The sequence below is a fragment of the Marinobacter sp. F4218 genome (assembly GCF_019443085.1).
GTDB lineage: Bacteria > Pseudomonadota > Gammaproteobacteria > Pseudomonadales > Oleiphilaceae > Marinobacter > Marinobacter albus.
Genome location: NZ_JAHZIL010000003.1, coordinates 1,340,563 through 1,362,537 on the forward strand (window position 1 = coordinate 1,340,563; position 21,975 = coordinate 1,362,537).

The 21,975-nt window shown below is 61.3% G+C and carries 18 protein-coding genes; 10 read left to right on the forward strand and 8 right to left on the reverse strand.

All coding sequences use genetic code 11. The annotated features are described in order from the left end of the window. The first annotated feature begins 48 nt into the window (after nt 1-48). From K0B93_RS10170 to modC, 5 genes are read left to right on the forward strand one after another with little or no spacing between them, the layout of a single operon-like run. Entirely contained in the window at nt 49-1,026 is a 978-nt protein-coding gene (locus K0B93_RS10170) for a sterol desaturase family protein (RefSeq protein WP_219867101.1), read from the forward strand. Further along, nucleotides 989-1,942, forward strand: a complete 954-nt coding sequence (locus tag K0B93_RS10175; protein ID WP_219867102.1) for an alpha/beta fold hydrolase — start codon at nt 989-991, stop codon at nt 1,940-1,942. Before K0B93_RS10170 ends, K0B93_RS10175 begins: the two co-directional genes overlap by 38 nt. A gap of 27 nt (nt 1,943-1,969) precedes the next feature. After that, complete coding sequence (modA, locus tag K0B93_RS10180; RefSeq protein WP_219867103.1) at nt 1,970-2,737, forward strand: molybdate ABC transporter substrate-binding protein; 768 nt, start codon at nt 1,970-1,972, stop codon at nt 2,735-2,737. Nucleotides 2,738-2,757: 20 nt separating this feature from the next. Beyond that, entirely contained in the window at nt 2,758-3,435 is a 678-nt protein-coding gene (gene modB / locus K0B93_RS10185; protein ID WP_219867104.1) for a molybdate ABC transporter permease subunit, read from the forward strand. Continuing rightward, nucleotides 3,432-4,514, forward strand: a complete 1,083-nt coding sequence (gene modC / locus K0B93_RS10190; RefSeq protein ID WP_219867105.1) for a molybdenum ABC transporter ATP-binding protein — start codon at nt 3,432-3,434, stop codon at nt 4,512-4,514. The genes modB and modC overlap by 4 nt, the downstream gene beginning before the upstream one ends. Before the next feature lie 166 nt (nt 4,515-4,680). On the opposite strand, the gene crp is transcribed toward modC, so the two are convergent. Beyond that, entirely contained in the window at nt 4,681-5,322 is a 642-nt protein-coding gene (gene crp / locus K0B93_RS10195) for a cAMP-activated global transcriptional regulator CRP (RefSeq protein ID WP_007153756.1), read from the reverse strand. 273 nt (nt 5,323-5,595) lie between these two features. On the opposite strand from crp, the gene K0B93_RS10200 reads away from it, so the two are divergent. The 4 genes from K0B93_RS10200 to K0B93_RS10215 all read left to right on the forward strand — a co-directional run bounded on the left by K0B93_RS10200 (nt 5,596) and on the right by K0B93_RS10215 (nt 8,711). Continuing rightward, complete coding sequence (locus tag K0B93_RS10200; RefSeq protein WP_219867106.1) at nt 5,596-6,018, forward strand: OsmC family protein; 423 nt, start codon at nt 5,596-5,598, stop codon at nt 6,016-6,018. Nucleotides 6,019-6,278: 260 nt separating this feature from the next. Continuing rightward, nucleotides 6,279-7,073, forward strand: a complete 795-nt coding sequence (gene speD / locus K0B93_RS10205) for an adenosylmethionine decarboxylase (protein WP_219867107.1) — start codon at nt 6,279-6,281, stop codon at nt 7,071-7,073. A 154-nt stretch (nt 7,074-7,227) separates the two neighbouring features. Continuing rightward, nucleotides 7,228-7,830: an FMN-dependent NADH-azoreductase gene (locus K0B93_RS10210; RefSeq protein ID WP_219867108.1), complete on the forward strand. Its 603-nt coding sequence runs from the start codon at nt 7,228-7,230 to the stop codon at nt 7,828-7,830. A 35-nt stretch (nt 7,831-7,865) separates the two neighbouring features. Then, entirely contained in the window at nt 7,866-8,711 is an 846-nt protein-coding gene (locus K0B93_RS10215) for a pirin family protein (RefSeq protein ID WP_219867109.1), read from the forward strand. Between the two features lie 6 nt (nt 8,712-8,717). Here K0B93_RS10215 and K0B93_RS10220 read toward each other — a convergent pair whose 3' ends face one another. Both K0B93_RS10220 and K0B93_RS10225 read right to left on the reverse strand, forming a co-directional pair. Continuing rightward, complete coding sequence (locus tag K0B93_RS10220) at nt 8,718-9,584, reverse strand: phosphoribulokinase (protein ID WP_219867110.1); 867 nt, start codon at nt 9,582-9,584, stop codon at nt 8,718-8,720. 18 nt (nt 9,585-9,602) lie between these two features. Then, nucleotides 9,603-13,361 carry a DUF1631 family protein gene (locus K0B93_RS10225; RefSeq protein WP_219867111.1) on the reverse strand — a complete coding sequence of 1,253 codons (3,759 nt, stop codon included), beginning with the start codon at nt 13,359-13,361 and terminating at the stop codon, nt 9,603-9,605. A 172-nt stretch (nt 13,362-13,533) separates the two neighbouring features. Between K0B93_RS10225 and K0B93_RS10230 the strand changes: the two genes are divergently transcribed. Further along, nucleotides 13,534-14,604 carry an aminopeptidase gene (locus K0B93_RS10230; RefSeq protein ID WP_219867112.1) on the forward strand — a complete coding sequence of 357 codons (1,071 nt, stop codon included), beginning with the start codon at nt 13,534-13,536 and terminating at the stop codon, nt 14,602-14,604. Here K0B93_RS10230 and argA read toward each other — a convergent pair. From argA to K0B93_RS19415, 5 genes are read right to left on the reverse strand one after another with little or no spacing between them, the layout of a single operon-like run. Further along, entirely contained in the window at nt 14,578-15,885 is a 1,308-nt protein-coding gene (argA, locus tag K0B93_RS10235; protein ID WP_219867113.1) for an amino-acid N-acetyltransferase, read from the reverse strand. The two genes, K0B93_RS10230 and argA, sit on opposite strands and share 27 nt — an antisense overlap. Before the next feature lie 31 nt (nt 15,886-15,916). After that, entirely contained in the window at nt 15,917-17,086 is a 1,170-nt protein-coding gene (argE, locus tag K0B93_RS10240) for an acetylornithine deacetylase (protein WP_219867114.1), read from the reverse strand. Nucleotides 17,087-17,115: 29 nt separating this feature from the next. Continuing rightward, on the reverse strand, nt 17,116-18,363 hold the full coding sequence (locus K0B93_RS10245) for an acetylornithine deacetylase (protein ID WP_219867115.1): 1,248 nt from the start codon (nt 18,361-18,363) through the stop codon (nt 17,116-17,118). 24 nt (nt 18,364-18,387) lie between these two features. Continuing rightward, complete coding sequence (argB, locus tag K0B93_RS10250) at nt 18,388-19,284, reverse strand: acetylglutamate kinase (protein ID WP_219867116.1); 897 nt, start codon at nt 19,282-19,284, stop codon at nt 18,388-18,390. A gap of 44 nt (nt 19,285-19,328) precedes the next feature. Next, nucleotides 19,329-21,965, reverse strand: a complete 2,637-nt coding sequence (locus tag K0B93_RS19415) for a phosphomannomutase/phosphoglucomutase (RefSeq protein ID WP_324124674.1) — start codon at nt 21,963-21,965, stop codon at nt 19,329-19,331. Between the last annotated feature and the right edge of the window lie 10 nt (nt 21,966-21,975).

Here is a 21,975-nt window from a genome sequence, read left to right on the forward strand (position 1 = left end):
TTCATGCCAGAATAGACGCTGAATAATAACAACGCTGGCTGACTCGCTATGGCTTTGACTGACATGTTGCTCGCGGTGCTCGACGAGAGCGGGCTGCGCCCGCTGTGGGAGGCGGTGTCGCCCTGGCTGGCTCTGGACGAACGGCAGCTGATTTTTGTTTTTGCCACCCCGGTATTTATTGGGGTTGCGCTCTGGGAGTACCTGAAAATCCGGCACAATCCCGCGCTGATGGACGCCCGGGAAGCGGTGAGGAACTTTGCCCTGGGTGCGGGCTACCAAACCACGGAGCTGCTGTTCGCCGGGATTATCGCCTTTCCCGCCTATGCCCTGTGTTACCACTATCGTGTCTTCGAACTGGAGCTGACCTGGCTGACCGGGGTCCTCACCTTTCTGGGAGTCGATTTCTGCTTTTACTGGATGCACCGCGCCAGCCACCGCATGCGCTGGTTCTGGGCCGCCCACGTGGTCCATCACTCCTCGGAGCGAATGAACTTTTCCACCGCCATGCGCCAGAACGCCACCAACATCTTCAACGGCATGTGGGTGTTTTACCTGCCCATGGCCCTCCTGGGTTTCAATCCGGTCTGGATCGGGATTGCCTATGCTTTGTCCCTGGTCTATCAGTTCTTCATCCACACCACCCTGGTGGGTCGTCTGCCCGGCTGGATCGAGCTGGTCTTCAACACACCCAGCCATCATCGGGTGCACCACGGCCGCAATCCGGGCTACATCGACCGCAACTACGGCGGCACCCTGATCATCTGGGATCGGCTGTTCGGCTCCTTTGTGGATGAGGATGCCAAGGACCCACCCGCCTACGGCATCACCCGTCCGGTAACGTCCAATAACCTGTTCGTACTCTGGACCCACGAATACGTGGACCTGTTCCGCGACATGGCACGGCCAGGCAGCTTATTGTCTCGACTCAAACACCTTTGGAATCCGCCGGAGTGGGAACGTCCGGCATCGTCAGACGCAGGGACCCCACATGCAAGAACACCCGTTAACACTGACCAGTCGGGATGACCACCTGATCACCGGCACCGTTTTCCGGCCCGAGCATCCAGCCTCGGTCCTGGTGATCGCCCACGGCATGGCCGAACACGCCGGCCGCTATACGGATTTCGCCCGCTGGCTGGGCGCCCGGCAGGTGGCCGTGGTGACCTACGACCACCGCGGGCACGGTCCAGCCTGTCCTGAGTCCCGGCGCGGCCACTACGGCGACCGCGATGGCTGGGACAAGGTCACCGACGACCTATATCGGGTGCTGCGGCATACCCGTGAGCTCTTTCCCGGCCTGCCGCTTACACTTCTGGGCCACAGCATGGGGTCCTTTATTGCCCAGAGCTGCGCGCAACAACACGGCGAGGCCCTGGATGCCCTGATCCTGAGCGCCACCAACCGCATCCATCGGCCGCACCTGCTGGTTTCCGCCCTGGTAATTGCGCTGATCCGCAAGGCATTCGGCGCCCGCCATCGCAGCCCAAGCATTGCCAGGATGACCTTTGGCAAGTTCAACCGCCAGTTCCGCCCCAACCGCACAAGCAGCGACTGGCTCAGTCGTGACGCCGCCCAGGTCGACGCCTACGTTGCCGACCCACTGTGCGGTTTCGAGTGCACTGCCGGCCTCTGGTCCGACTTCATCCGGGGCATGCTGGCGATTTCACCGGCGAACTGGCGCAAGGACCTCCCGGTGCACCTCTTTGCCGGCACCGACGACCCGGTCGGGGAAATGGGCAAGGGCATCACCCGTCACTTCCAGGCCATCCGCAATGAGGGCATTCACCGGGTAACCCTCCGCCTGTTCGATCGCGGCCGCCATGAGATGCTGAATGAAATCAATGCAGAAGAGGTCCGCGACTACATTCTGTCCTTGTGTCGCCCGGTGCCTGACCGGCATGATAAGGCGTCAGCCGGAGACACCCTGCCGGAACCCATTTGATCCACCTCACGACCGGGGAGTTGGCGAGTGCCAGGCCAGAACCAACGATTTGCCGTCATCGCCGGGCTGGCCCTGTGGCTGGCCCTGTGCGGCACAGCCCGGGGCGCGGACGTGCGCCTGGCGGTTGCCGCGAACTTCACCGATACCGGCAATGAACTGATTGCGGCATTCGCCGAAGCCACTGGCCGGCAGGCATCCGCTAGTTACGGTTCCACCGGCAAGCTTTATGCCCAGATCCGCCACGGTGCACCGTTCGACGTTTTCATGGCGGCCGATCGCCGCCGCCCGGAACTGCTTGAGGACAACGGCCTCGGTGTGAAGGGAACCCGGTTTACCTATGCCCGGGGCCAACTGGTGTTGTGGAGCCCTCAATCCGGCCTGCTTGAGGCGCCGGAAACCTGGCTGGCATCGAAAGACTTTACCCGCCTGGCCATCGCCAATCCCAAAACCGCGCCCTACGGGATGGCAGCCAGGGAAGTGCTGATCAGGCTCGACCTCTGGGCGCCCTTGCAACAACGCCTGGTTCGTGGCGACTCCATTGCCCAGACTTTCCAGTTTGTTGCCACCGCCAACGCCCAGGCGGGCTTCGTCGCGCTCTCCCAGATCCGCGCATGGAACGAAAATGAAGGTTCGCTGTGGCGGATCCCGTCGGCCTACTATTCCCCCATCAATCAACAGGCTATCCTTCTGACCCGCGGCGAGCGGAATCCCGCTGCACGTCAGTGGCTCGAATTCCTCCGCAGCGAGACAGCCCGGAGCATCATCGAACGCTATGGCTATGACACCCGCAACTGAGCAGTAACCCGGTCAACAACATGGACACATATTGGGAGCCTGTGTGGCTCACACTGAAACTGGCCAGCCTGACCACCCTGCTTCTCCTGGTGGCCGGGACCCCCATTGCCTGGTGGCTGGCCCGAAGCCGTCACTGGGCGAGACAGCCGGTTGCCGCCATTGTCGCGCTGCCTCTGGTGTTGCCCCCCACGGTCCTCGGGTTTTACCTGCTGATCCTGATGGGACCGGAGGGCATCGTAGGCAAGCTGACCGGGGAGCTTGGGCTGGGGCTCCTGCCTTTCACCTTCGAGGGTCTGGTTGTTGCGTCCATGATCTATTCCCTGCCATTTACCGTGCAGCCGCTCCAGAACGCCTTCCAGGCGGTCAACCAGCAACTGCTGGATGTTGCCGGAACACTCCGGGCTTCACCCATGGACCGCTTTTTCTCGGTGGCGCTTCCCCTGGCCAGGCCGGGATTCCTGACGGCCGGCGTGCTCACGTTTGCCCACACCATCGGCGAGTTCGGCGTGGTGCTGATGATTGGCGGTAATATTCCGGGGGAGACCAAGGTACTCTCTGTCGCCATCTACGATCATGTCGAAGCCCTGGAATACACCCAGGCCCATTGGCTCGCCGCTGGCATGGTTGCCTTCTCCTTCGTGGTTCTGGTGGCGTTGTATTCCCTGAACGGGCGGTTGCAGCCGGGAGTGGTGAAATGACGTCTGGCAAAGGCATTCAGGTGCAATTGCAGTGCCGGCTGGAAGGCTTCGAGCTGGAAGTCGACCTGGACCTGCCCGGGACCGGCCTTACCGCACTTTTTGGACACTCGGGGTGCGGCAAAACCACGCTTTTGCGCTGTATTGCGGGCCTACAGCCCGCCGACGGCAGCGTGATTGTCAACGGTGATCAATGGCAAAGCCGGACTGGCTTGCGCCCGGTTCACCAACGCCCGCTGGCTTACGTATTCCAGGATACGTCCCTGTTCCCACACCTCAACGTACGTCGCAACCTTGGATACGGTTACCGGCGCATACCCGCGGCGCAGCGACGGATCAGCTTTGAGGAGGCGACCGAGTGGCTGGGGCTGTCACACCTGCTGGACCGGATGCCGGAGGGCCTGTCCGGCGGCGAACGCCAGCGGGTGGCCATTGCCCGCGCGCTTCTGACCAGCCCTGAGCTGCTGCTGATGGACGAACCTCTGTCGGCGCTGGACCGACCCAGCAAACAGGACATCATGCCCTACCTCGAAGCCCTGAGGGACAAACTGGCCATCCCCATCCTCTACGTTTCCCATTCCACCGCCGAAGTGGCGCGGCTTGCGGACCACATCGTGATGATGGACCGGGGCCGGATCATTGCCCAGGGCCCTTTGCAGGAAACACTGGCGCGAACCGACCAGCCGTTTGGCCTGGAACAGGACGCCGGGGTCATTATCGATGCCCACATCGGGGCCCGGGACGAGCAATGGCACCTGTGCCGCGCCGACTTCCCGGGTGGACGCCTGTGGCTCCGGGCCGAAGACAACCTGGTTATTGGCCAGGCCATTCGGCTTCAGGTGTTGGCGCGGGATATCAGCCTGGCGCTTGCCGAACAGACCGAGCAGAGCATCCAGAATCTCGTTCCGGCGGTCATTGACGAGGTTGCCTCGGAATTGACTCCGGGCACCACCATGATTCGGCTTCTGGCCGGTCAAACACCTTTCCTGGCCCGCCTGACCAGCCGGGCCGTGCACACCCTCAAACTTGAAACCGGTCAGAGCGTCTGGATGCAGGTCAAGTCCGTGGCCATCGTCGACTGACGCGCCGGACCGGGACAATTATGGGGGCGGTGAGCTGTTCGATCAGTTGGTGCAAGGGAGGGGAAGCTGACGCGGTGCGGGAGCTTGTCAGCTACCACTCGGGAGGTCGGTCGCTGGCCGGGCAACCCAGAACGGAACCCGGCCTTACAGGGCATGCACTCGCCGATCAGCGGGTACCGTAAACCACCATGGTTTTGCCCTTGACCCGCACCAGTCCCTGATCTTCCAGGGTCTTCAGGACCCGGCCCACCATTTCCCGGGAACACCCCACGATGCGACCAATCTCCTGACGGGTGATCTTGATCTGCATGCCGTCCGGATGGGTCATGGCGTCCGGTTCCTTACACAGGTCCAGCAGCGTGCGCGCCACCCGACCGGTCACATCCAGGAACGCCAGATCGCCGACCTTACGCGTGGTCTGACGCAGGCGTGACGCCATCTGTTCGCCAATGAAGTACAGCACCCGGGGATCCTGCTGGGCGATTTCCCGGAACTTGGTGTAGGAGATCTCCGCCACTTCGCACTCGGTCTTGGCCTTCACCCAGGCACTGCGCGAATCCATGTTGTCGAACAGACCCATTTCGCCAAAAAAGTCACCGGCATTGAGGTAGGCCATGATCATTTCCCGGCCGTCATCGTCCTCGATGATGACTGTCACGGAACCCTTGACGATGTAAAACAGGGAGTCGCTCTTGTCACCCGCATAGATAATCGTGCTCTTGGCTGGGTAACGGCGGCGGTGGCACTGCGAAAGGAAATAGTCGAGATGTTTGGTTTTCTGCTCAACCGGCTTGACGATAGTGGCCATAATGCGAGTCGTGCCTCCTCAAAAACTGGCGGGTCCCGATGTTTGTTATGCACCCGGCTTTCCCTGCGGGTTCGTTCATTTTTATTCAAAAACAGCGCAACTTATAACAAGAAGGCCTGATTTGGGCAACCGGAAACCGTCCACAAGTTGTATTCGGTCAATTTCTACCCGGCTGCCCCGAACCTGGGACTATGCTAGCATCCGGCCAACTATACCAACTTTGACTGCCGGGCCGACCGGCACACCAGCCTGATGGAACGGAGAGTACCCGCAATGAAAGCAAGCGTTGACTGGACCGGAAATGCCAGCTTCAAAGTCACCAGTGGCAGCGGCCACAGTGTTCAGCTGGATGGTCCGCCTGATCATGGCGGCGAAAACCTCGGCCCGCGCCCGATGGAAATGCTGCTGATGGGCCTCGGAGGGTGCTCGTCCTTTGACGTCATGAGCATTCTGCAGAAAAGCCGGCAGGATGTGACGGCCTGTCACGCCGAGCTCGACGCCGAGCGCGCTGACGCCGTCCCCGCTGTCTTCACGAAGATCCACCTGCACTTCGTCGTCACCGGGCACGGCCTGAAGGAAAACCTGGTAAAACGCGCCGTCAGCCTGTCCGCTGAAAAGTACTGTTCCGCTTCGATCATGCTCGAGCAGGCCGGTGTTGAAATCACTCACAGTCATGAAATCCGCGAGGCCGAATAACCCGGTTCGGGAATCCCCCTGACCGGCTGCCAGAGGACCGGCCGCGGGCATTGCGCACCGGTCCGGATGCATCGGCAATCACGGATGCTAAAATGATGCACCAAGACTATTCAACGTCACTCGCGGTGTGCATAATACGCACCCTCTCCGCCGGTCTGCGCAAAAGGTATACAACCGGGTCAGTAGTCGGTGGCGGCCTCGGCAGAACGCACTAAAGCATTTCTGCAGTCATTCATCTCCATTCTACGGAGGGGCTGAGCATGGAAACCAAACTCCAGCTGCACGGTTTCAACAACCTGACCAAATCCTTGAGCTTTAACATCTACGATATCTGTTATGCGCAGACCGAAGAACAGCGCGCGGCGTACATAGATTACATCGACGAGATGTACAACGCTGAACGGCTGACCCAGATCCTGACCGACGTCGTCAAGATCATCGGCGCCAATGTGCTCAACATAGCCCGTCAGGACTATGAGCCCCATGGCGCCTCGGTTACCATGCTGATTGCCGAGCACGAGCTGACCAACGGGGAAGAACCGGATAACGAAGAATCGCCCGGTCCGCTGCCGGACGCCATTGTCGCCCACCTGGACAAGAGCCACGTGACGGTGCACACCTACCCGGAGAGTCACCCCCACGATGGCGTGAGCACCTTTCGGGCCGACATCGACGTGTCCACCTGCGGCCTGATTTCCCCGCTCAAGGTGCTGAACTACCTGATCCACAGCTTCGACTCTGACGTGGTCACCGTGGATTACCGGGTTCGCGGCTTTACCCGCGACGTTGATGGCACCAAGCACTACATCGACCATGACATCAACTCGATCCAGAATTATCTGACGGAAGACACCCAGAACGCCTACCAGATGATTGATGTCAACGTGTACCAGGAAAACCTGTTCCACACCAAGATGATGCTCAAGAACTTCAAGCTCGATAACTACGTGTTCGGCGTTAACGCCAGCGATCTTGAGCCAGGAGAAGCGCAATCCATCGAAGACCGGCTGCGCCGGGAAATGCTGGAGATCTTTTACTCCCGGAACGTGGAATAACGCGCCTCATACCGGGCCGGGCGCGCCCTCAAGGGCGCGCGGTCCAATCGTCAAAATTTCTGAACAAACCTTCCAAGATTCTCCGATTTCATCTTTGCCCCCGACGCAGTTCAATACCTCCATACCATTCGGATCACCCTCGGAGGGATTGAACATGAAAAACGTACTTGTCATCACCGCAAGCATCTTCGGCCAGGACGGTCAGTCCTCCCAGCTGGTAGAGCATACTCTGCAACAGCTGAAACAGACCCATGGCGAGATCCGCACCACCCATCGCGATCTGGCCCAAGAGCCGGTTCCGCATCTGGATGCCTCCCGGTTCGGCGCATTCCTGACCGGACAGGACGACCGCAGCGACAACCAGCAGCGGGTGGTCAATTATTCAGATTCACTGATCAATGAGCTCAACCAGGCCGACGTGGTGGTCATGGGGGTGCCCATGTACAACTTCGGCATTCCGTCCGTCCTGAAGGCCTATTTTGATCACATTGCCCGTGCCGGCGTTACCTTCCGCTACACTGAGAATGGCCCGGTTGGTCTGCTTGAGGATCGCCCGGTTTATATCCTGGCAGCCCGCGGTGGCATCTATGCCGGCACGCCGAATGACTCGCAGACGCCTTACCTGCGTTCGTTCCTCGGTTTTCTTGGCCTGAAGGATCTGCACTTTGTTTACGCTGAAGGTCTGAACATGGGTGATGACCAGAAAAAGACGGCCCTGAACCAGGCCAGTCGGGCTATCGAGACCCTGACCGCCTGAACCGGCAACTATTCCATAATCGGAGGAGGTCAGTCATGACTGAACGCACTCTCAGGCAGATCATACCGGGCGCCGAGACATCCGATGGCGCCGGGGTTCGGATCAAGCGCTCACTGGGCCAACAGCCCTCGTTGCGTCTGGATCCCTTCCTGATGCTGGACGAATTCGGATCTGCGGAGGCCGCGGATTACATTGCCGGGTTTCCGTCGCACCCGCACCGCGGCTTCGAAACGGTGACCTACATGATCGAGGGTCACATGCTGCACGAGGACCATCTGGGCAACCGAGGCGATTTGCGCAATGGCGGCGTGCAATGGATGACCGCCGGGCGCGGCATCATCCACTCGGAAATGCCTCAGCAGGAGGAAGGCGTGATGCGCGGCTTCCAGCTCTGGCTGAACCTGCCGGCGTCGGAAAAGATGATCGAAGCCGGCTACCGTGACATCCAGCCCGAGGACATTCCCGACATTGACTTTGACGGTGGCCGACTGAAACTCATTGCCGGAACGATGGAGATTGGAGGTGCCACCCGGCACGGTGCCGTGACAGGGCGAAGCACCCAGCCGGTCTACGCGGACATTCACCTGGATAGCAACGCCCGTGTAACCCTGCCGGTGCCGGCAACCCACAACGGCCTGCTGTACCTTTACGACGGCGAGGCCAGCCTGGGCAGTGAGAGCCTGCAACGCAACGCAGCCAGTGTGCTCGGGGACGGTGACCGGATTTCCATCGCCGGGGGCACACACGGCGCCAGGCTGCTGCTGATTGCCGGTAAGCCCATCGGTGAGCCGGTAGTGCAGTATGGCCCGTTTGTGATGAACACGCGCGAGGAGATCGAACAGGCGCTGCAGGACTTCCGGGACGGCCGACTGACGGCCTGACGAGCCTCAGGCGAAGGGCTTACGGGCCATCAGGCGCTGAACCATGGGTCGCACCAGCAGATCCATGGCCAGCGCCATTTTTGTTCCCGGTATCACCAGGGTGTCGTGACGGGACAGGCTGCTGTTGGCGATGACCTGCAGCAGGTACGGAAAATCCACCTCGGACGGATCCCGGAACCGGATCACCAGCATGCTTTCGTCCTCGGTCGGCACATCCCGCACGACAAAGGGATTGGAGGTGTCCACCAGCGGAATCCGCTGGAAGTTGATGTGGGTCTGGGAAAACTGCGGCACGATGTCGTGAACGTAGTCGTCCATCCGGTTGATGATGGTCTCCACCACCGCTTCCTGGCTATAGCCCCGCTTGTTGGTGTCCCGGCGAATCTTCTGGATCCACTCCAGGTTCACAATCGGCACCACGCCAATCAACAGGTCCACGTACTGGGCGATGTTGTAGGCATCGCTGACCACGCCTCCGTGCAACCCCTCGTAGAACAACAGATCGGTGTCGGCGGGCAGCGGCCCCCAGGGAGTGAACGTGCCCGGCTTGTGACCGGCGGCCATCAGCTCCCGGTCTTCATCGTGCACATACTGACGATACCGGCCATTGCCGGTGTGGGCGTAGTCATAAAACAGGGCTTCGAGTTTGTCGATGTGATTGGCCGCCAGCGCGAAGTGGTTGCGCTCGCCAAACTGGCCCTTGGCGGCGAGCCGGGCCATCTGCTCCCGGTTATACCGGTGAAAGCTGTCGCCACTGACCATCGCCGCACTCAGTCCCTCGCTGGCAAACATGCGATTGAAGATCTGGCCGGTTGTGGTGGTTCCGGCACCGGAAGAACCGGTAACAGCAATAATCGGGTGGCGCTTGGACATACAGATTGGGTCCGGAAATCAGATGAGACTGTCGAGCAGACGGGGTTTCTCGACGACGAAGCCCTGAGCGTAATCGACGCCCAGCTGTGCCAGCATATCCAGAATGTCACGGGATTCAACCTGGGAGGCAATAACTTCCCGCTTCATGTAATGCGCCATTTCAACCATCGACTGCACCATCGCCCGATCGGTCTCACTCGAGTTGAGCTGGCCGGTAAAGGTGCTGTCGATCTTGATCAGGTCCACCGGCAGCGAGCGCATGAACTGGAACGAACTCGGGCCACTGCCGAAATTGCCCAGGCAGAAGCGGCACCCCAGCTCCTTCATCTCCAGCATGAAATCCGCCACCGCCTCGACATCGTTGATGGCTGACGCCTCGGTGAGCTCGAACCAGAGCCGCTCGATGGGCGCGTCCTTCTGGCTCAGTTTCTCGTAAATGAACTCCAGCAACGACTGGTCATTGAGGGAGTAGCCGGACAGGTTGATGCAAATCCCTCCCATGTGCCGGGGATCCGGGGCTTTCGCCTGCAACCAGTCCAGCATGTGCCCGACCACCCAGCGATCCACCGCCTGCATGCGGTCATACCGTTCCGCCATGCGCACGAAATCGCGGCCGGTAATCAGGGTGCCGGCATCGTCGTACATGCTGATCAGTACTTCGTACTGGGGCGACATCGACGCCTGGGCATGCAGGGGTATGATCTTCTGGCAGCGCAACAGCATACGCTCCTCGTTGAGATCACTCAGACCCGCCACCTTGGCGGCGATCTGCTCCTGACGGGCCTGATCGCCGGCATCCAGCGAATATTCCGCAACCTTGCCGTGCCCTCCTTGCTTGGCTGCCGCCAGCGCCTGCTCCGACGCCCTCAGCCAGCGCTCGGCGCTGGCCAGTGCAGGCAACTCCGGAACCACACCCGCACTCGCCGACAAACGGTAGGTACGGCCATCAAAGCTGAACTCTGCGGCTTCGATCGAGCTGACCAGGTCACGAGCCATCTGCAAGGCGTTTTCAGCGGGCACCAGAAGGGCGAACTCATTGCCCGCCAGGCGTGCCAGGGGCATACCATCTTCCACGGCCCGCCCCAGGAGATCCGCCACCATTTTCAGGGTCGCGTCGCCCGCCTGATAGCCGGCGGTATCATTGAGCAAACGGAACCGGCGCAGGTCCAGCCGGACCAGCGTCCGCTCGTCTTCCCGCCGGGCCAGTTGCTGATCCAGCATGCGCTCGAACTCGCGGCGCCCCAGCAACCCCGTCAGCTCGTCGTGGGTGGAAGCCCAGGACAGCTGGTCGTAGACCTTGCGCACCATCCGGTCGATGCTTTCATCCACCAGGGGCCGCTCATACTGATTGTCCGGAACGATAATGCCCTTGCGCATCTGGCGGGCCAGCGCGTCCAGTTCCAACTCGACCACGCGCATGCCCTGGTGATTCACAAACACGAAGCGACTGAATCCCCGGGCAATCCACACCAGACGAATGTATTGGGGCTCGTCGGGCTTTTCCTGATCCCGGAGCCAGTCACCGGTGCGTAACTGCTGAGCCCGGTTGACCCAGCGCTGCAGGCTGCGCTGCTCACGCTCTGACAATACCTTTGTGTCTTTCTTATCGGGCTGTACCGGTGGCACCTCCACCAGGTCGGGGACTTTGTCGGGGCTGCGCACCAGAAACTGCTTCAATTCATCCCGAATCTGGGACGACGGCATGTGGTTGCTGGAGATTGACGCCAGCCCGTCCTGGATCACCCGCAACAGCTCCGGGAGGTTGATGGTGCTGCGGGGGTCGACGGCAAAGGCCAGCAGCGAATCGATAACCGACAGATAGTCCTGCCAGAGCTGGCTGTCCGGCCCCTGACGGATCCAGGTCAGTGAAAGCAGGTCGCGCCAGCCGCCGTCCAGTAGGCTGAGGACGGCCTTGGGGACCTTGCGACCGGCCAGTTTCTCGTTCAGCACATCGGCAACGGCCTGTTTTGACTCGGCCACCTTCTGCGCGCCTTCGGCGGCCGCCGTCACCCGTTCGACATTGCGCCTATAGACCAGGTTCTGGCGATCAATGAGGGCATCGAGCTCCTGCATGGTCTGCTCGAACACCCCCGTATCCTGTTCGAAATCCGTGGCGATACGCTGGATCAGCTCATCCACCCTGCGCTGCACGACCGGATTGATCCGGCCACCTTTCACACCGAGTTGTGCCAACCGGTTCATCACGCCCCGGACCGGGCTGTCCTGGTCGTCGAAAAACGCGGGATCCCGCATCACCACCTTGAGTACCGGCACTTCCAGCTGGCGCATGCGTTCCTGGGCGTACTCGCTCAGTTTCGGGCTCTCGACCACCGACCGGAAAAACCGGTCGACCACATCCAGTGTGCCCTGCTGCTCCTCATCAAGCCTGTTGTCGCCACTGGCCCGCACCTTTTCCACCACCCGTTCCTTGAGTGTCACCGTGTCGGCATCGGGAGCGGCGGCCTGCACCTGCAACTGCTGCAGCTCCCGGTGCAGCTCCCCGGTCGAAAGTGGCCGGGCATTCGGCGGAAAGGCCACTGGTTCGGCATCGCCCTGGGCAACCCGGCTGGCGCTCAGGGTATTAAGCAGATTGCGGACTGTGGCAAAGGCGGTCTGCGCCGCCTGGGCGTAGCCGCGGAACTCGCCGCCGGCGCGGGAGGCCTTGGGGCGGATGGAGCCGGGTGTCGGTTTCTTCGGCCGGGACTGCTCCGGGACCTGCACCTTCTGCTTCTGCTCCGGTTTCGGCGCCGGGGCCTCGGCGGGCTTGGACTCCGGCCGGGTGGCGGCTTGGTCGCTCAGGTACTTGCTCAGGTCGAGGTCCGGCAACACACCCTGTCGGATCAGGATATTGTTGAGCTCCTCATACAGGGGTCCCAGTTGCTGCAACACGATTTGCTCAAACACCTTCAGGCAGACCTTCTCCACCTCCCGGGTCGCTTTCAGCTGACTCAGCCCGGCGTGGAACGACTCACAGACCAGCGAGGGCCCGAGCGGATTGTGATGGCCAGTGGCATTGGCAATGCCCAGCTTGTCCAGGCGCAGCTTGAGTTGAAGCAGGTCGCCGCGATACTGGGTGTCGGCCTTGGTCACCATCACCCGGATGGTCAGCCAGTCTTCGAACTCACCCTTGTCCACCACGGATAGCTCGGAACCGGGAAAGCCCTTCGGCGCAGGCTTCAAGGGCGACTCCAGGGTCCGGGCCATCTGGTGCCAAATCACTCGCTGCCGGGCCTGCAGTTGCCCGGAGGCATCCATGAACTCGTTAGCCTGCTGGTCATTCGTAGCTTTCTGGGCCGCCTCCTTGAGTCCGGCCACCATTTGCACGAAACAGTTGTCCATTAGCGGTTCAATGAACTGGATGACCGCCTTGGCCGACTGGTGCAGGACATATTGGACGCGATCACTGGGGGCTCTGAGCGAGGCTCGGTCCTGGTTGCGGGAGCTGCCGCACTGCTGCAGCATGGCATCGACGGCGGCGGGGTTCGAGCGGGTGAAGTTGACGCCCATGGCACCATCGATTCGCCGGACGATACTGACGTGCAGCTCGTGTCGGCGAAGACCGTCGAGACCCCGGAAACGCACGACCAATTCCGGCGGGTTGCCGGACATCAACGCCCGATCAAGCTTGCGGGAGGTATCGCCCGAATAGCGAACGAACAGCCCTTCCGGGCAAAAATCCGCTATCTGACAGGGCCAGGTTTCGCCATTCCCCAGATCAATTTGGGCCGCCAGCTTGATGGGTTTACGGGGACTACTACGACGTTCTCTCGGATCCATGAACTACCTGATCATTCGCAATGGCCATCACTCGCCGGCGCTCGCCGCCACCGAATCAGGCCTTCATCCCTGGACTCAGTGGCAAATGCCACCTGCAACTATGGGAACCATGTCTGTAATATATCGGCTTGGTCCCCCGCAGGTAACCCATGCCACTATAATATCCTGACCCATGAAACAGCTTAGTCAGATATATCTTCTTTTGCTACTGGTGACCGGCGTTACCGGTTGTACGACCATTGGCTACTACAGCCAGGCGGTGAGCGGTCACCTGTCCCTGATGATGAACGGGGATTCGGTGGACGGGCTCATTGCCCGCGGCACCACACCCGATGACCTGAAACAGAAACTGACCACCAGCCAGCAGGCCCGGCGGTTTGCCCGCGATGCCCTTAGCTTGCCGGTGGGCGACGCTTTCACCGACTACGTTGCCCTGGACCGTCCATGGGTGGTGGTTAATCTGGTGGCGGTGCCCGAGTTCTCCCTGGAGCCCCACCGCTGGTGTTATCCGGTGCTTGGATGCCAGGCCTACCGGGGCTATTTCGAGCTCGACGACGCGGTGGCAGAACAGGCCGACTTCAGGGAAACCGGCTACGATACCTTCATCGGCGGGGTGACGGCCTATTCGACCCTGGGCTGGTTCGACGACCCGCTGCATTCCGGCTTTACCCGTATGTCCGACGACCGGATGGTCGCCCTGATGTTCCACGAACTGGCACACCGGGTCGTTTACATCGGTGACGACACCGCCTTTAACGAAAGCTTTGCGACTGCCGTCGAACTCGAGGGTCTGAAGCTGTGGTCTGATCGTCAGGGCAATCCCGACTCGTTCCAGCGGGCATTCGAGCGCTTGCAGCAGCGCAACCAGACCCTGGCGCTGGTGGAAACGACCACCACACGACTGGAGTCACTTTACCAACAGCGGGACCGTCTTCCGGTGGAGACCCTGCGCGAACAAAAAGCCGAGTTGCTGGCACAGCTGCTTCAGGACTATCTGGAATTATCCAGTCAATGGACCCAGCCCGGTCCGTTCGGCGAAAACCCGACCAGCCTGAACAACGCCAACCTCGCGCTGTTCAGGCAATACAATCAGCATGTCCCGGGGTTTCGTCAGTTGCTCAGAGACCAGAACCATGACTTCGAGGCGTTCTATCGGGCGGTGGAAGCGCTGTCCAAGCGCCCGGAAACCGAGCGCTCACGTCGACTGTCCGCGCTGTCAGAGCGGTTTGTAGAAGACTTTTGAGTTGCGCTGGGTGTTGTAGGAGGCCAGCTTGGGTCCCGGCAGGGATTGCACGGTGGATGTCTGAAAACCCCGCTCCCGAAACCAGTGCTCGGTTTGGGTAGTCAGCACGAACAGTTTACGGAGGCCCTGCGTCCTCGCCAGTTTTTCAACCATGGCCAGAATCTCATCACCCCGGCCCGCCCGGCGGTAGGATGGATCCACGGCAAAACAGGACAGCTCTCCGCTCTCTTCCTCAGGGTAGCTGTACAGGGCGGCGCAACCGACGATCGTGCCGTCCCGTTCAGCCACCACAAACCGGTCGATCTCGGTCTCCAGCATTTCCCGGGACCGGCGGACCAGAATGCCCTGCTCCTCCAGCGGCTGAATCAGCTCCAGGATACCGCCGATATCCTCAACCCGGGCCTGCCGGATCTGCTCGTAGTTGTCTCCGCTGACCAGGGTTCCTGAGCCATCCCGGGTGAACATTTCCTCCAGCAGTGCGCCGTCATCAACATAGCTGATGATATGGGCCCGGCGAACACCTTTGACACAGGCATCACAGGCCGCCCGCAACAGCGACGCATCATGACCGGTCACGGCGCCGGCGGCGAGGCGTTCCGATGCCTGCCGTGCCGAAAGTTCGCGGATCAGGGAACCGTCTTCCTCGAGCAGGCCCTGATCGTCGATGAAGACGATCAGCTTTTCGGCCTGCAATGCGGCCGCGACCTGACTGCCCACATCTTCGTAGGACAGGTTGAAAACATCGCCGGTGGGGGAATAGCCCAGCGGCAGCAGCAGCACGATGTTCCCCAGTTCCAGAAGTTTTTCAATGCCCGCCACGTCGATCCGCCTGACTTTGCCGGTATGGCCGAAATCAATACCGTCGAGCACGCCAACCGGTCGGGCTGCAACGTAGTTGCCACTGCTGACCCGGATCCGGGCGTTGTGCATGGGCGAATTCACCAACCCCATGGACAGCTGGCTCTCCAGATAGGCCCGGAGGCCGCCGATGGCCTCCATCACCATGGGCAAGTGCTGCTCAGGCGTAATCCGCAGCCCCCGTGCGAAGGTCGACTCCACGCCAGCGCCGTCAAGTCGGGCCTGGATCTGGGGACGGGCGCCGAAGGCCACCACCAGTTTCACACCCAGACTGCTCAGCAATACGATGTCATGGATGATGTTGATGAAATTGCCGTGCTCAATGGCATCACCCGGAATGGTCAACACCACCGTCCGACCCCGGTGGGCATTGATGTAGGGCGATGAGTGGCGGAACCCGTGCAGCCAGTCGTTCGATTTCAACCCGCTCTCCAAATCAGTCGTTACAGGCAGTCTAAAGACAGAATTGTCTGATCAGCCCCTTCAGGATCCGGACTGTCGGCTCCAGCTGGGACAGTTCCAGAAACTCATCGGGCTGGTGAGCCTGGTCGATGGATCCCGGCCCCAAAACCAGCGTCTCCAGCGCCAGCTTCTGCAGCCAGGGTGCCTCGGTTGCGAACGCCACGGCATGGGCAGTGTGTCCGGTCAGTTTTTCACAGGCCTTCACCAAGGCCGCATCGGCCGGTGTTTCAAAGGGAGGCACGCCGTCGAACAGGGGCTCGAAAACCATCCCCAGCTCGCGGCGTTCGGCAACCGGCTGAACCCGGTTCAGGATCGCCTGCCTCAGGGCCTCCATGTCCATGCCCGGCAAGGGCCGGAGGTCAAAGTGCAGCTCACACTGGGCACAGATACGGTTGGGATTATCTCCTCCGTGGATGCACCCCAGGTTCAGCGTTGGCACCTGAACTTCAAAGTTCGGGTTGTGGTACTGCTGCTGCCATTGGCTGCGCAGGGCCAGTAACTCGGTCAGGGCCTCATGCATGCCTTCGAGGGCATTGCGGCCCAGAGCCGGGTTCGAGGAATGGCCGGACTGGCCTTCGAACTTCAGGCGCTCCATCATGATGCCCTTGTGCATGCGCACCGGTTTCAGGCTGGTGGGCTCACCAATCACCGCATAGCGGGCCTTGGGCTTGCCAGCCTCGGCAAGCGCCCGGGCGCCGTTCATGGAACTCTCCTCGTCGGCGGTCGCCAGAATGATCAGCGGCTCCTTCAAGGTCATTCCGGCGTACTCCCGGGCGGCCTCAATGGCCAGTGCGAAAAACCCCTTCATGTCACAGGTGCCCAGGCCGTACCAGCGGTCGTCCCGTTCGGTCAGGGTAAAGGGGTCACTCTGCCAGCGCTTGTCATCGTACGGCACAGTGTCGGTGTGGCCGGAGAGTACGAGGCCACCCGGCCCGCTCCCGAGGGTCGCGATCAGATTGAACTTGCCCGGCATACCCGGCACTTCCAGGATCTCGACGGCAAAGCCGAGCGGCTCCAGCCACTCGGCCAGTGTCCGGACCACCGGCTCGTTACTGTGATCCCAGTTGGCGGAAGCGCTGCTGATGGACGGCAGGGATATGAGGCGCGCCAGCATGTCCTTAATGCCGGGCACCGACGCGGTATTGACTGCAGACTGAGACATAGGTGTTCCTCAGACCCGTTTAAGGGTCGTTACTTGCGGCCGCGGCGCCAGACCTCGAGGTCCGTGATAGCGCGAACCAGCATCGGGTAGGCCACTTCTCCTCCGGCGACCACCCGGGCAACTTCCAGCTCACGGTCGCTGACACTGACCAGACGCCCCTCCACCACGTTGTTGTTGGAAAGCGTCACCCGGACCCTGCGATCAATCCACTGCCCGGCGGTCTTGATGGAGCCAGCATACCACCCTTCCACATCGGGATTCTCTTCCGAGGCGGCCGCCCCGGCTCCCTCGTCAGCCGGCGCCTCGGCAATCAAGGGCGCTTCACGGAGAAACACATCCGGTACCCTGGCGCCATTGTAGGCCACCTGCCAGTCGGTGCCGTCATCCCCGCCATTGGCCGGGTAGACCGGAATGCCCATGGTCTCAGCCGCCGGATCCAGCGTTGCCGTCAACTCGCCGCCTTCAAGCAACCACTGGCGGTACAGCGCCAGCAACTGATCACTGGCGACCAATCCCCGGGCTTGCAGGCCCTCGCGGAACGCCGCCAGCACCCGACCGGCCCATTCCGGCGGCTCAAGGCCGGCTTCACGGGCGCAATAGGCCGCGACCCGTCGCATCAGGCCACCGTCGCGAAGCGTGACCGTCATCGGCTCGGCGCTGCTCTCTGGCAGACTTTCGAGATCAAGAAGGTTGATCCGGGCACCGGGCCAGTCCAGCTCCACACTGCCGGTACCCGCCGTATTCAACTCTATAGACAGCCCTCTGGCGCGCTGCTGGAGCAGGAACTCGCCCCCCAGACCGGTAATGCCCATGCGCATGAGATCCCCGCTGCCCAGTCGCTGACGGGGATCCGGCGCACAGGACAGGACGAACAGGGCCGGCTCACCGGCGCTGTTCTCACCCTCGGCGGTTACCCAGTTGCGGAACATGGTCGCCTCAAGCACGAGACCGATCCCTTCGGCCTGCAACGACCAGCTCCCGGATAACGACGCGGGATCCGCCAGCGCCATGAGGAGATCGACCGGTGAGCCCGCATCCAGCTCCACCCGACCGATCTCCAGGGCACGGGTCAGGCGGAAGTCCTGCCAGCTGCTGCCGGAAAGCACCAGGCGCCCGTCCACCCCCGAGCTCATGGTTCCCCGCTCAAGCACCCCGTAGGATTCCAGTGCGGTTCGCATCTCAGCCAGGCGCTGATCTGCCAACCACCAGACCGCGCCCTTGAAGGCCACAAAACCAACCAGGCCCACAAGGACCAGCAACGTGAACAGGCGCTTCATCCCAAGACTCCTAAGGCAATGGCATCAGTTGCGGGAAATCAGGGTACCGACACCCTCGTCGGTGAAGATTTCCAGCAGACACGCGTGGGCAACACGGCCGTCGATGATGTGTGAGGTTCGAACGCCGTTCTCGACCGCGTTCAGGGCGCAGCGGATTTTTGGCAACATGCCACCATGAATGGTGCCGTCTTCAATCAGGTCATTGACCTGTTGAGCGGTCAGGCCGGTCAACACCTTGTCTTCCTTGCTCTTCAGTCCGGACACGTTAGTCAGGAGGATCAGCTTCTCCGCCTTCATCGCCTCGGCAACCTTGCCGGCAACCAGGTCGGCATTGATGTTGTAGGAGGCACCGTCCGGGCCAACCCCGATCGGCGCGATCACCGGGATCACGTTACTGCGGGTGAGCATGTCGATGACATCGACGTTGACGCTGGCGACCTCGCCCACGTGCCCGATATCAATGATTTCCGGACGTTCCAGTTCGGGAGAACGGTCGACCACCTCCAGTTTCCGGGCGCGGATCAGGTTGGCGTCCTTTCCGGTCAGACCCACGGCAGTGCCTCCCTGGGCGTTGATCAGCGACACAATTTCCTTGTTGACCTGGCCACCGAGGACCATCTCCACGACATCCATGGTTTCAGCATCGGTGACCCGCATGCCATTCACGAAGCGGGACTTGATATTCAGGCGCTCCAGCAGTTCACCAATCTGGGGCCCGCCGCCGTGGACAACGATGGGGTTGATTCCGACCAGCTTCATCAGCACCACATCCCGGGCAAAGCTGCTTTTCAGTTCCTCATTCTCCATGGCGTTACCGCCGTACTTGATCACCACGGTTTTTCCGGTAAACCGTTGAATATACGGCAGGCCCCGACTCAGAACCGACGCCACTTGCATTGCTGTATCACGATCCAACGCCATCTTGTTGCCTATTGATCCTTAGTTAAACGTTGTCTGGGCAGCGTTCAGAAATCCGCTGTGACGTCCGGGGCCGCCTTGTGCAGCTGCTCCCGGAAAATCCCCTTGATCCGCTCCAGACCCTGTTCGGTTTCCGCTTCAAATCGCAGAACCAGTACCGGTGTCGTGTTGGAGGCCCGGCACAACCCCCAGCCGTCGGCGTAATCGACACGGATACCGTCTATGGTACTGATGTTTCCGTCGCCGAAGTCGCCTTCCTGACCAAGACGTTCAATGATCGCGAATTTGCTGCTTTCGGTCACCTCGACATTCAGCTCCGGCGTGCTGATATCTTCCGGGAAATCCTCGAACACCTCATCGCTGTGCCGGTCTTCAATGCCCAAGATCTCCAGTAAGCGGGCCGCCGAGTACAGACCGTCATCGAAACCGTACCAGCGTTCACCGAAGAAGATGTGACCGCTCATCTCTCCGGCCAGCAGGGCACCGGTCTCCTTCATCTTGGCCTTCATCAGGGAATGGCCGGTTTTCCACATGATCGGACGACCACCCGCCTCCGAGATCACACCGGCGAGGCGCCGGCTGCACTTGACGTCGTAAAGCACATCGGCCCCGGGGTTGCGGGACACCACGTCCCGGGCGAACAGCATGAGCAGGCGGTCCGGCCAGATGATCTTGCCGGAGTTGGTGACCACGCCGAGACGGTCGCCGTCGCCGTCGAAAGCCAGGCCAATGTCCGCCCCTTCCTGCTTCACCCGGGCAATCAGGTCCGCCAGGTTGGCCGGTTTGCCCGGATCAGGATGATGATTCGGGAAATCACCGTCCACCTCACAATAGAGCGGGGTCACCTCACACCCCAGCTCCTCTACCAGCATCGGCGCCAACTCACCGGCGATGCCGTTGCCGGCATCCACCACCACCTTGAGCGGAGCAGCCACGGCGATGTCACCGACGATCCGGTCGAGATAGGCCCGGCGGACGTCCTCAGTGGACTGGCCACCCTGACCACTGGCGAAATTCCCCGTCCGGATACGCTGATACAGTTTCTGAATCGCTTCACCCGACAGGGTTTCGCCACCGAGCATGATCTTCAGGCCATTGTAATTGGCGGGATTGTGGCTGCCGGTAACCATTACGCCGGAGCCGGTCTGGAGCTCGTGGGTGGCGAAGTAGAGCACCGGAGTCGGCACCGCCCCGACGTGGATCACGTCGCAGCCGCTTGCCATGATCCCGCGTGCCAGGGCATCCGCAAGCTCGGTACTGGAATGGCGGCCATCGTAACCGACGCAGATGGCATTGATTCCGCGCTCGCTGGCTTCCGAACCGATGGCCCGGCCGATCACCTGAACACCGTCGGCCGTCAGGGTGTCACCGACAATGCCCCGGATGTCGTAAGCCCGGAAAATATCCGGTGAAAGCTCCAAGGCCGGCCCCGCAGTTTCTTCCACCTCCGGCGCATTGGAGCCAAACACGGTGTCGTCGCCACTGCCAAAACCGAGAACATCTTCGTCCCCATCCAACATGTCGATATCCGGCATGTCCTTGTCCTGAAATAACGGCTCGTCCGCCGGTGCCTTCGCCGGTTTCTGGCCGGCTGTCTTCTTCGGCCGGGCCGCTTCCACCGCTTTGACAATGCGCCGGTCGACGAGCTGAGACAACCGGAACAGGACCTCGCCGGTGGACGCCACCATGTCCCACTTGAAGGCAGGCAACTTAACCCGTTCGCCCCCGAACACCTTGTGCGCCCACTGGATCAGGGCAGCAATGTCCTGCCGGAGCCCGCGTTGGGCGCCGCCGAGCAGAAGCCAGACCAGAATAGCCGCAACCAGTACAGGCCCCCCCACCAGCGCGGCCACCATCACCAGGTCCACCGGCGCAGTCGCGCCCCTCGCCGGTGTGTAGGCCACCGACCAGTCCGGATTGTTCAGCGACCGGGTTTCCGCTGGGCCCGAGGCACTGCCCTGACTGACCACAGTCCGAGCCGCACCGCCCACACTCTGGGTGAGTGCCAGCTGACCGCCGAGGTCTGAATTGACGACCGTCAGCAGAGGTTGCAGTCGGGTAGCCTCAAAAATCACCAGCAGGCTGCCGACCACCGCGTTATTGGCCAGATTTCGGACCGGCGTGGCCATCTGGAGCAACCAGCGGTTGTCGCGGGGAAAGGCATCCGGATGAAGCGGCTTGCCGGTTTCCGCCCGTCGGGCCAGTTCCAGTCCGGCGAACCCCAGCAAGCCTTCGTTGCTGGCGGTCCGGGGTATGTCACCGTAGGGGAACAGATGCACGGCCTGAATACCGGGCAGGGCCGCGGCCAGGCTCGCTTCGGCTTCAGCATTGCCACCGGGTCCGGTCAACGCGGCAAGAACATCCGGCCGGGTGGCGAGACCATTGACACTGGCCTGCATCAGTTCCAGATACTGGTTCAGCCGCAGCGCCGCCGCATCGGCTTCCACGGCTTTCTGGGCTGCGAACCGTTCCGTTGCCGCAGGCTGAACGGCGAAGAAGTGGATCAGGGCCGCCGCAACAACGCCGGCGAGGATGACAACCAGAGCCTGGGTCGTCGCAACAGAATCGAGGCGCTTGAGCCCTGACCCGCCCAACGCCTTTTTCCTGCCAGTTTTCGCGGCCTTCTTTTTCGTTGGCTTTTCATCACCGGACGCGTCGGACGTCTTCTTCTTACCCAGCTTCATAGTCCATCCT

Bases quoted from the DNA above. Each gene is read 5' to 3' on its own strand.
- K0B93_RS10170 (WP_219867101.1), top strand. From the start codon at position 49: ATGGCTTTGACTGACATGTTGCTCGCGGTGCTCGACGAGAGCGGGCTG.
- K0B93_RS10175 (WP_219867102.1), top strand. From the start codon at position 989: ATGCAAGAACACCCGTTAACACTGACCAGTCGGGATGACCACCTGATC.
- modB (WP_219867104.1), top strand. From the start codon at position 2,758: ATGGACACATATTGGGAGCCTGTGTGGCTCACACTGAAACTGGCCAGC.
- modC (WP_219867105.1), top strand. From the start codon at position 3,432: ATGACGTCTGGCAAAGGCATTCAGGTGCAATTGCAGTGCCGGCTGGAA.
- crp (WP_007153756.1), bottom strand. From the start codon at position 5,322: ATGGCCACTATCGTCAAGCCGGTTGAGCAGAAAACCAAACATCTCGAC.
- K0B93_RS10200 (WP_219867106.1), top strand. From the start codon at position 5,596: ATGAAAGCAAGCGTTGACTGGACCGGAAATGCCAGCTTCAAAGTCACC.
- speD (WP_219867107.1), top strand. From the start codon at position 6,279: ATGGAAACCAAACTCCAGCTGCACGGTTTCAACAACCTGACCAAATCC.
- K0B93_RS10210 (WP_219867108.1), top strand. From the start codon at position 7,228: ATGAAAAACGTACTTGTCATCACCGCAAGCATCTTCGGCCAGGACGGT.
- K0B93_RS10215 (WP_219867109.1), top strand. From the start codon at position 7,866: ATGACTGAACGCACTCTCAGGCAGATCATACCGGGCGCCGAGACATCC.
- K0B93_RS10220 (WP_219867110.1), bottom strand. From the start codon at position 9,584: ATGTCCAAGCGCCACCCGATTATTGCTGTTACCGGTTCTTCCGGTGCC.
- K0B93_RS10225 (WP_219867111.1), bottom strand. From the start codon at position 13,361: ATGGATCCGAGAGAACGTCGTAGTAGTCCCCGTAAACCCATCAAGCTG.
- K0B93_RS10230 (WP_219867112.1), top strand. From the start codon at position 13,534: ATGAAACAGCTTAGTCAGATATATCTTCTTTTGCTACTGGTGACCGGC.
- argE (WP_219867114.1), bottom strand. From the start codon at position 17,086: ATGTCTCAGTCTGCAGTCAATACCGCGTCGGTGCCCGGCATTAAGGAC.
- K0B93_RS10245 (WP_219867115.1), bottom strand. From the start codon at position 18,363: ATGAAGCGCCTGTTCACGTTGCTGGTCCTTGTGGGCCTGGTTGGTTTT.
- argB (WP_219867116.1), bottom strand. From the start codon at position 19,284: ATGGCGTTGGATCGTGATACAGCAATGCAAGTGGCGTCGGTTCTGAGT.
- K0B93_RS19415 (WP_324124674.1), bottom strand. From the start codon at position 21,965: ATGAAGCTGGGTAAGAAGAAGACGTCCGACGCGTCCGGTGATGAAAAG.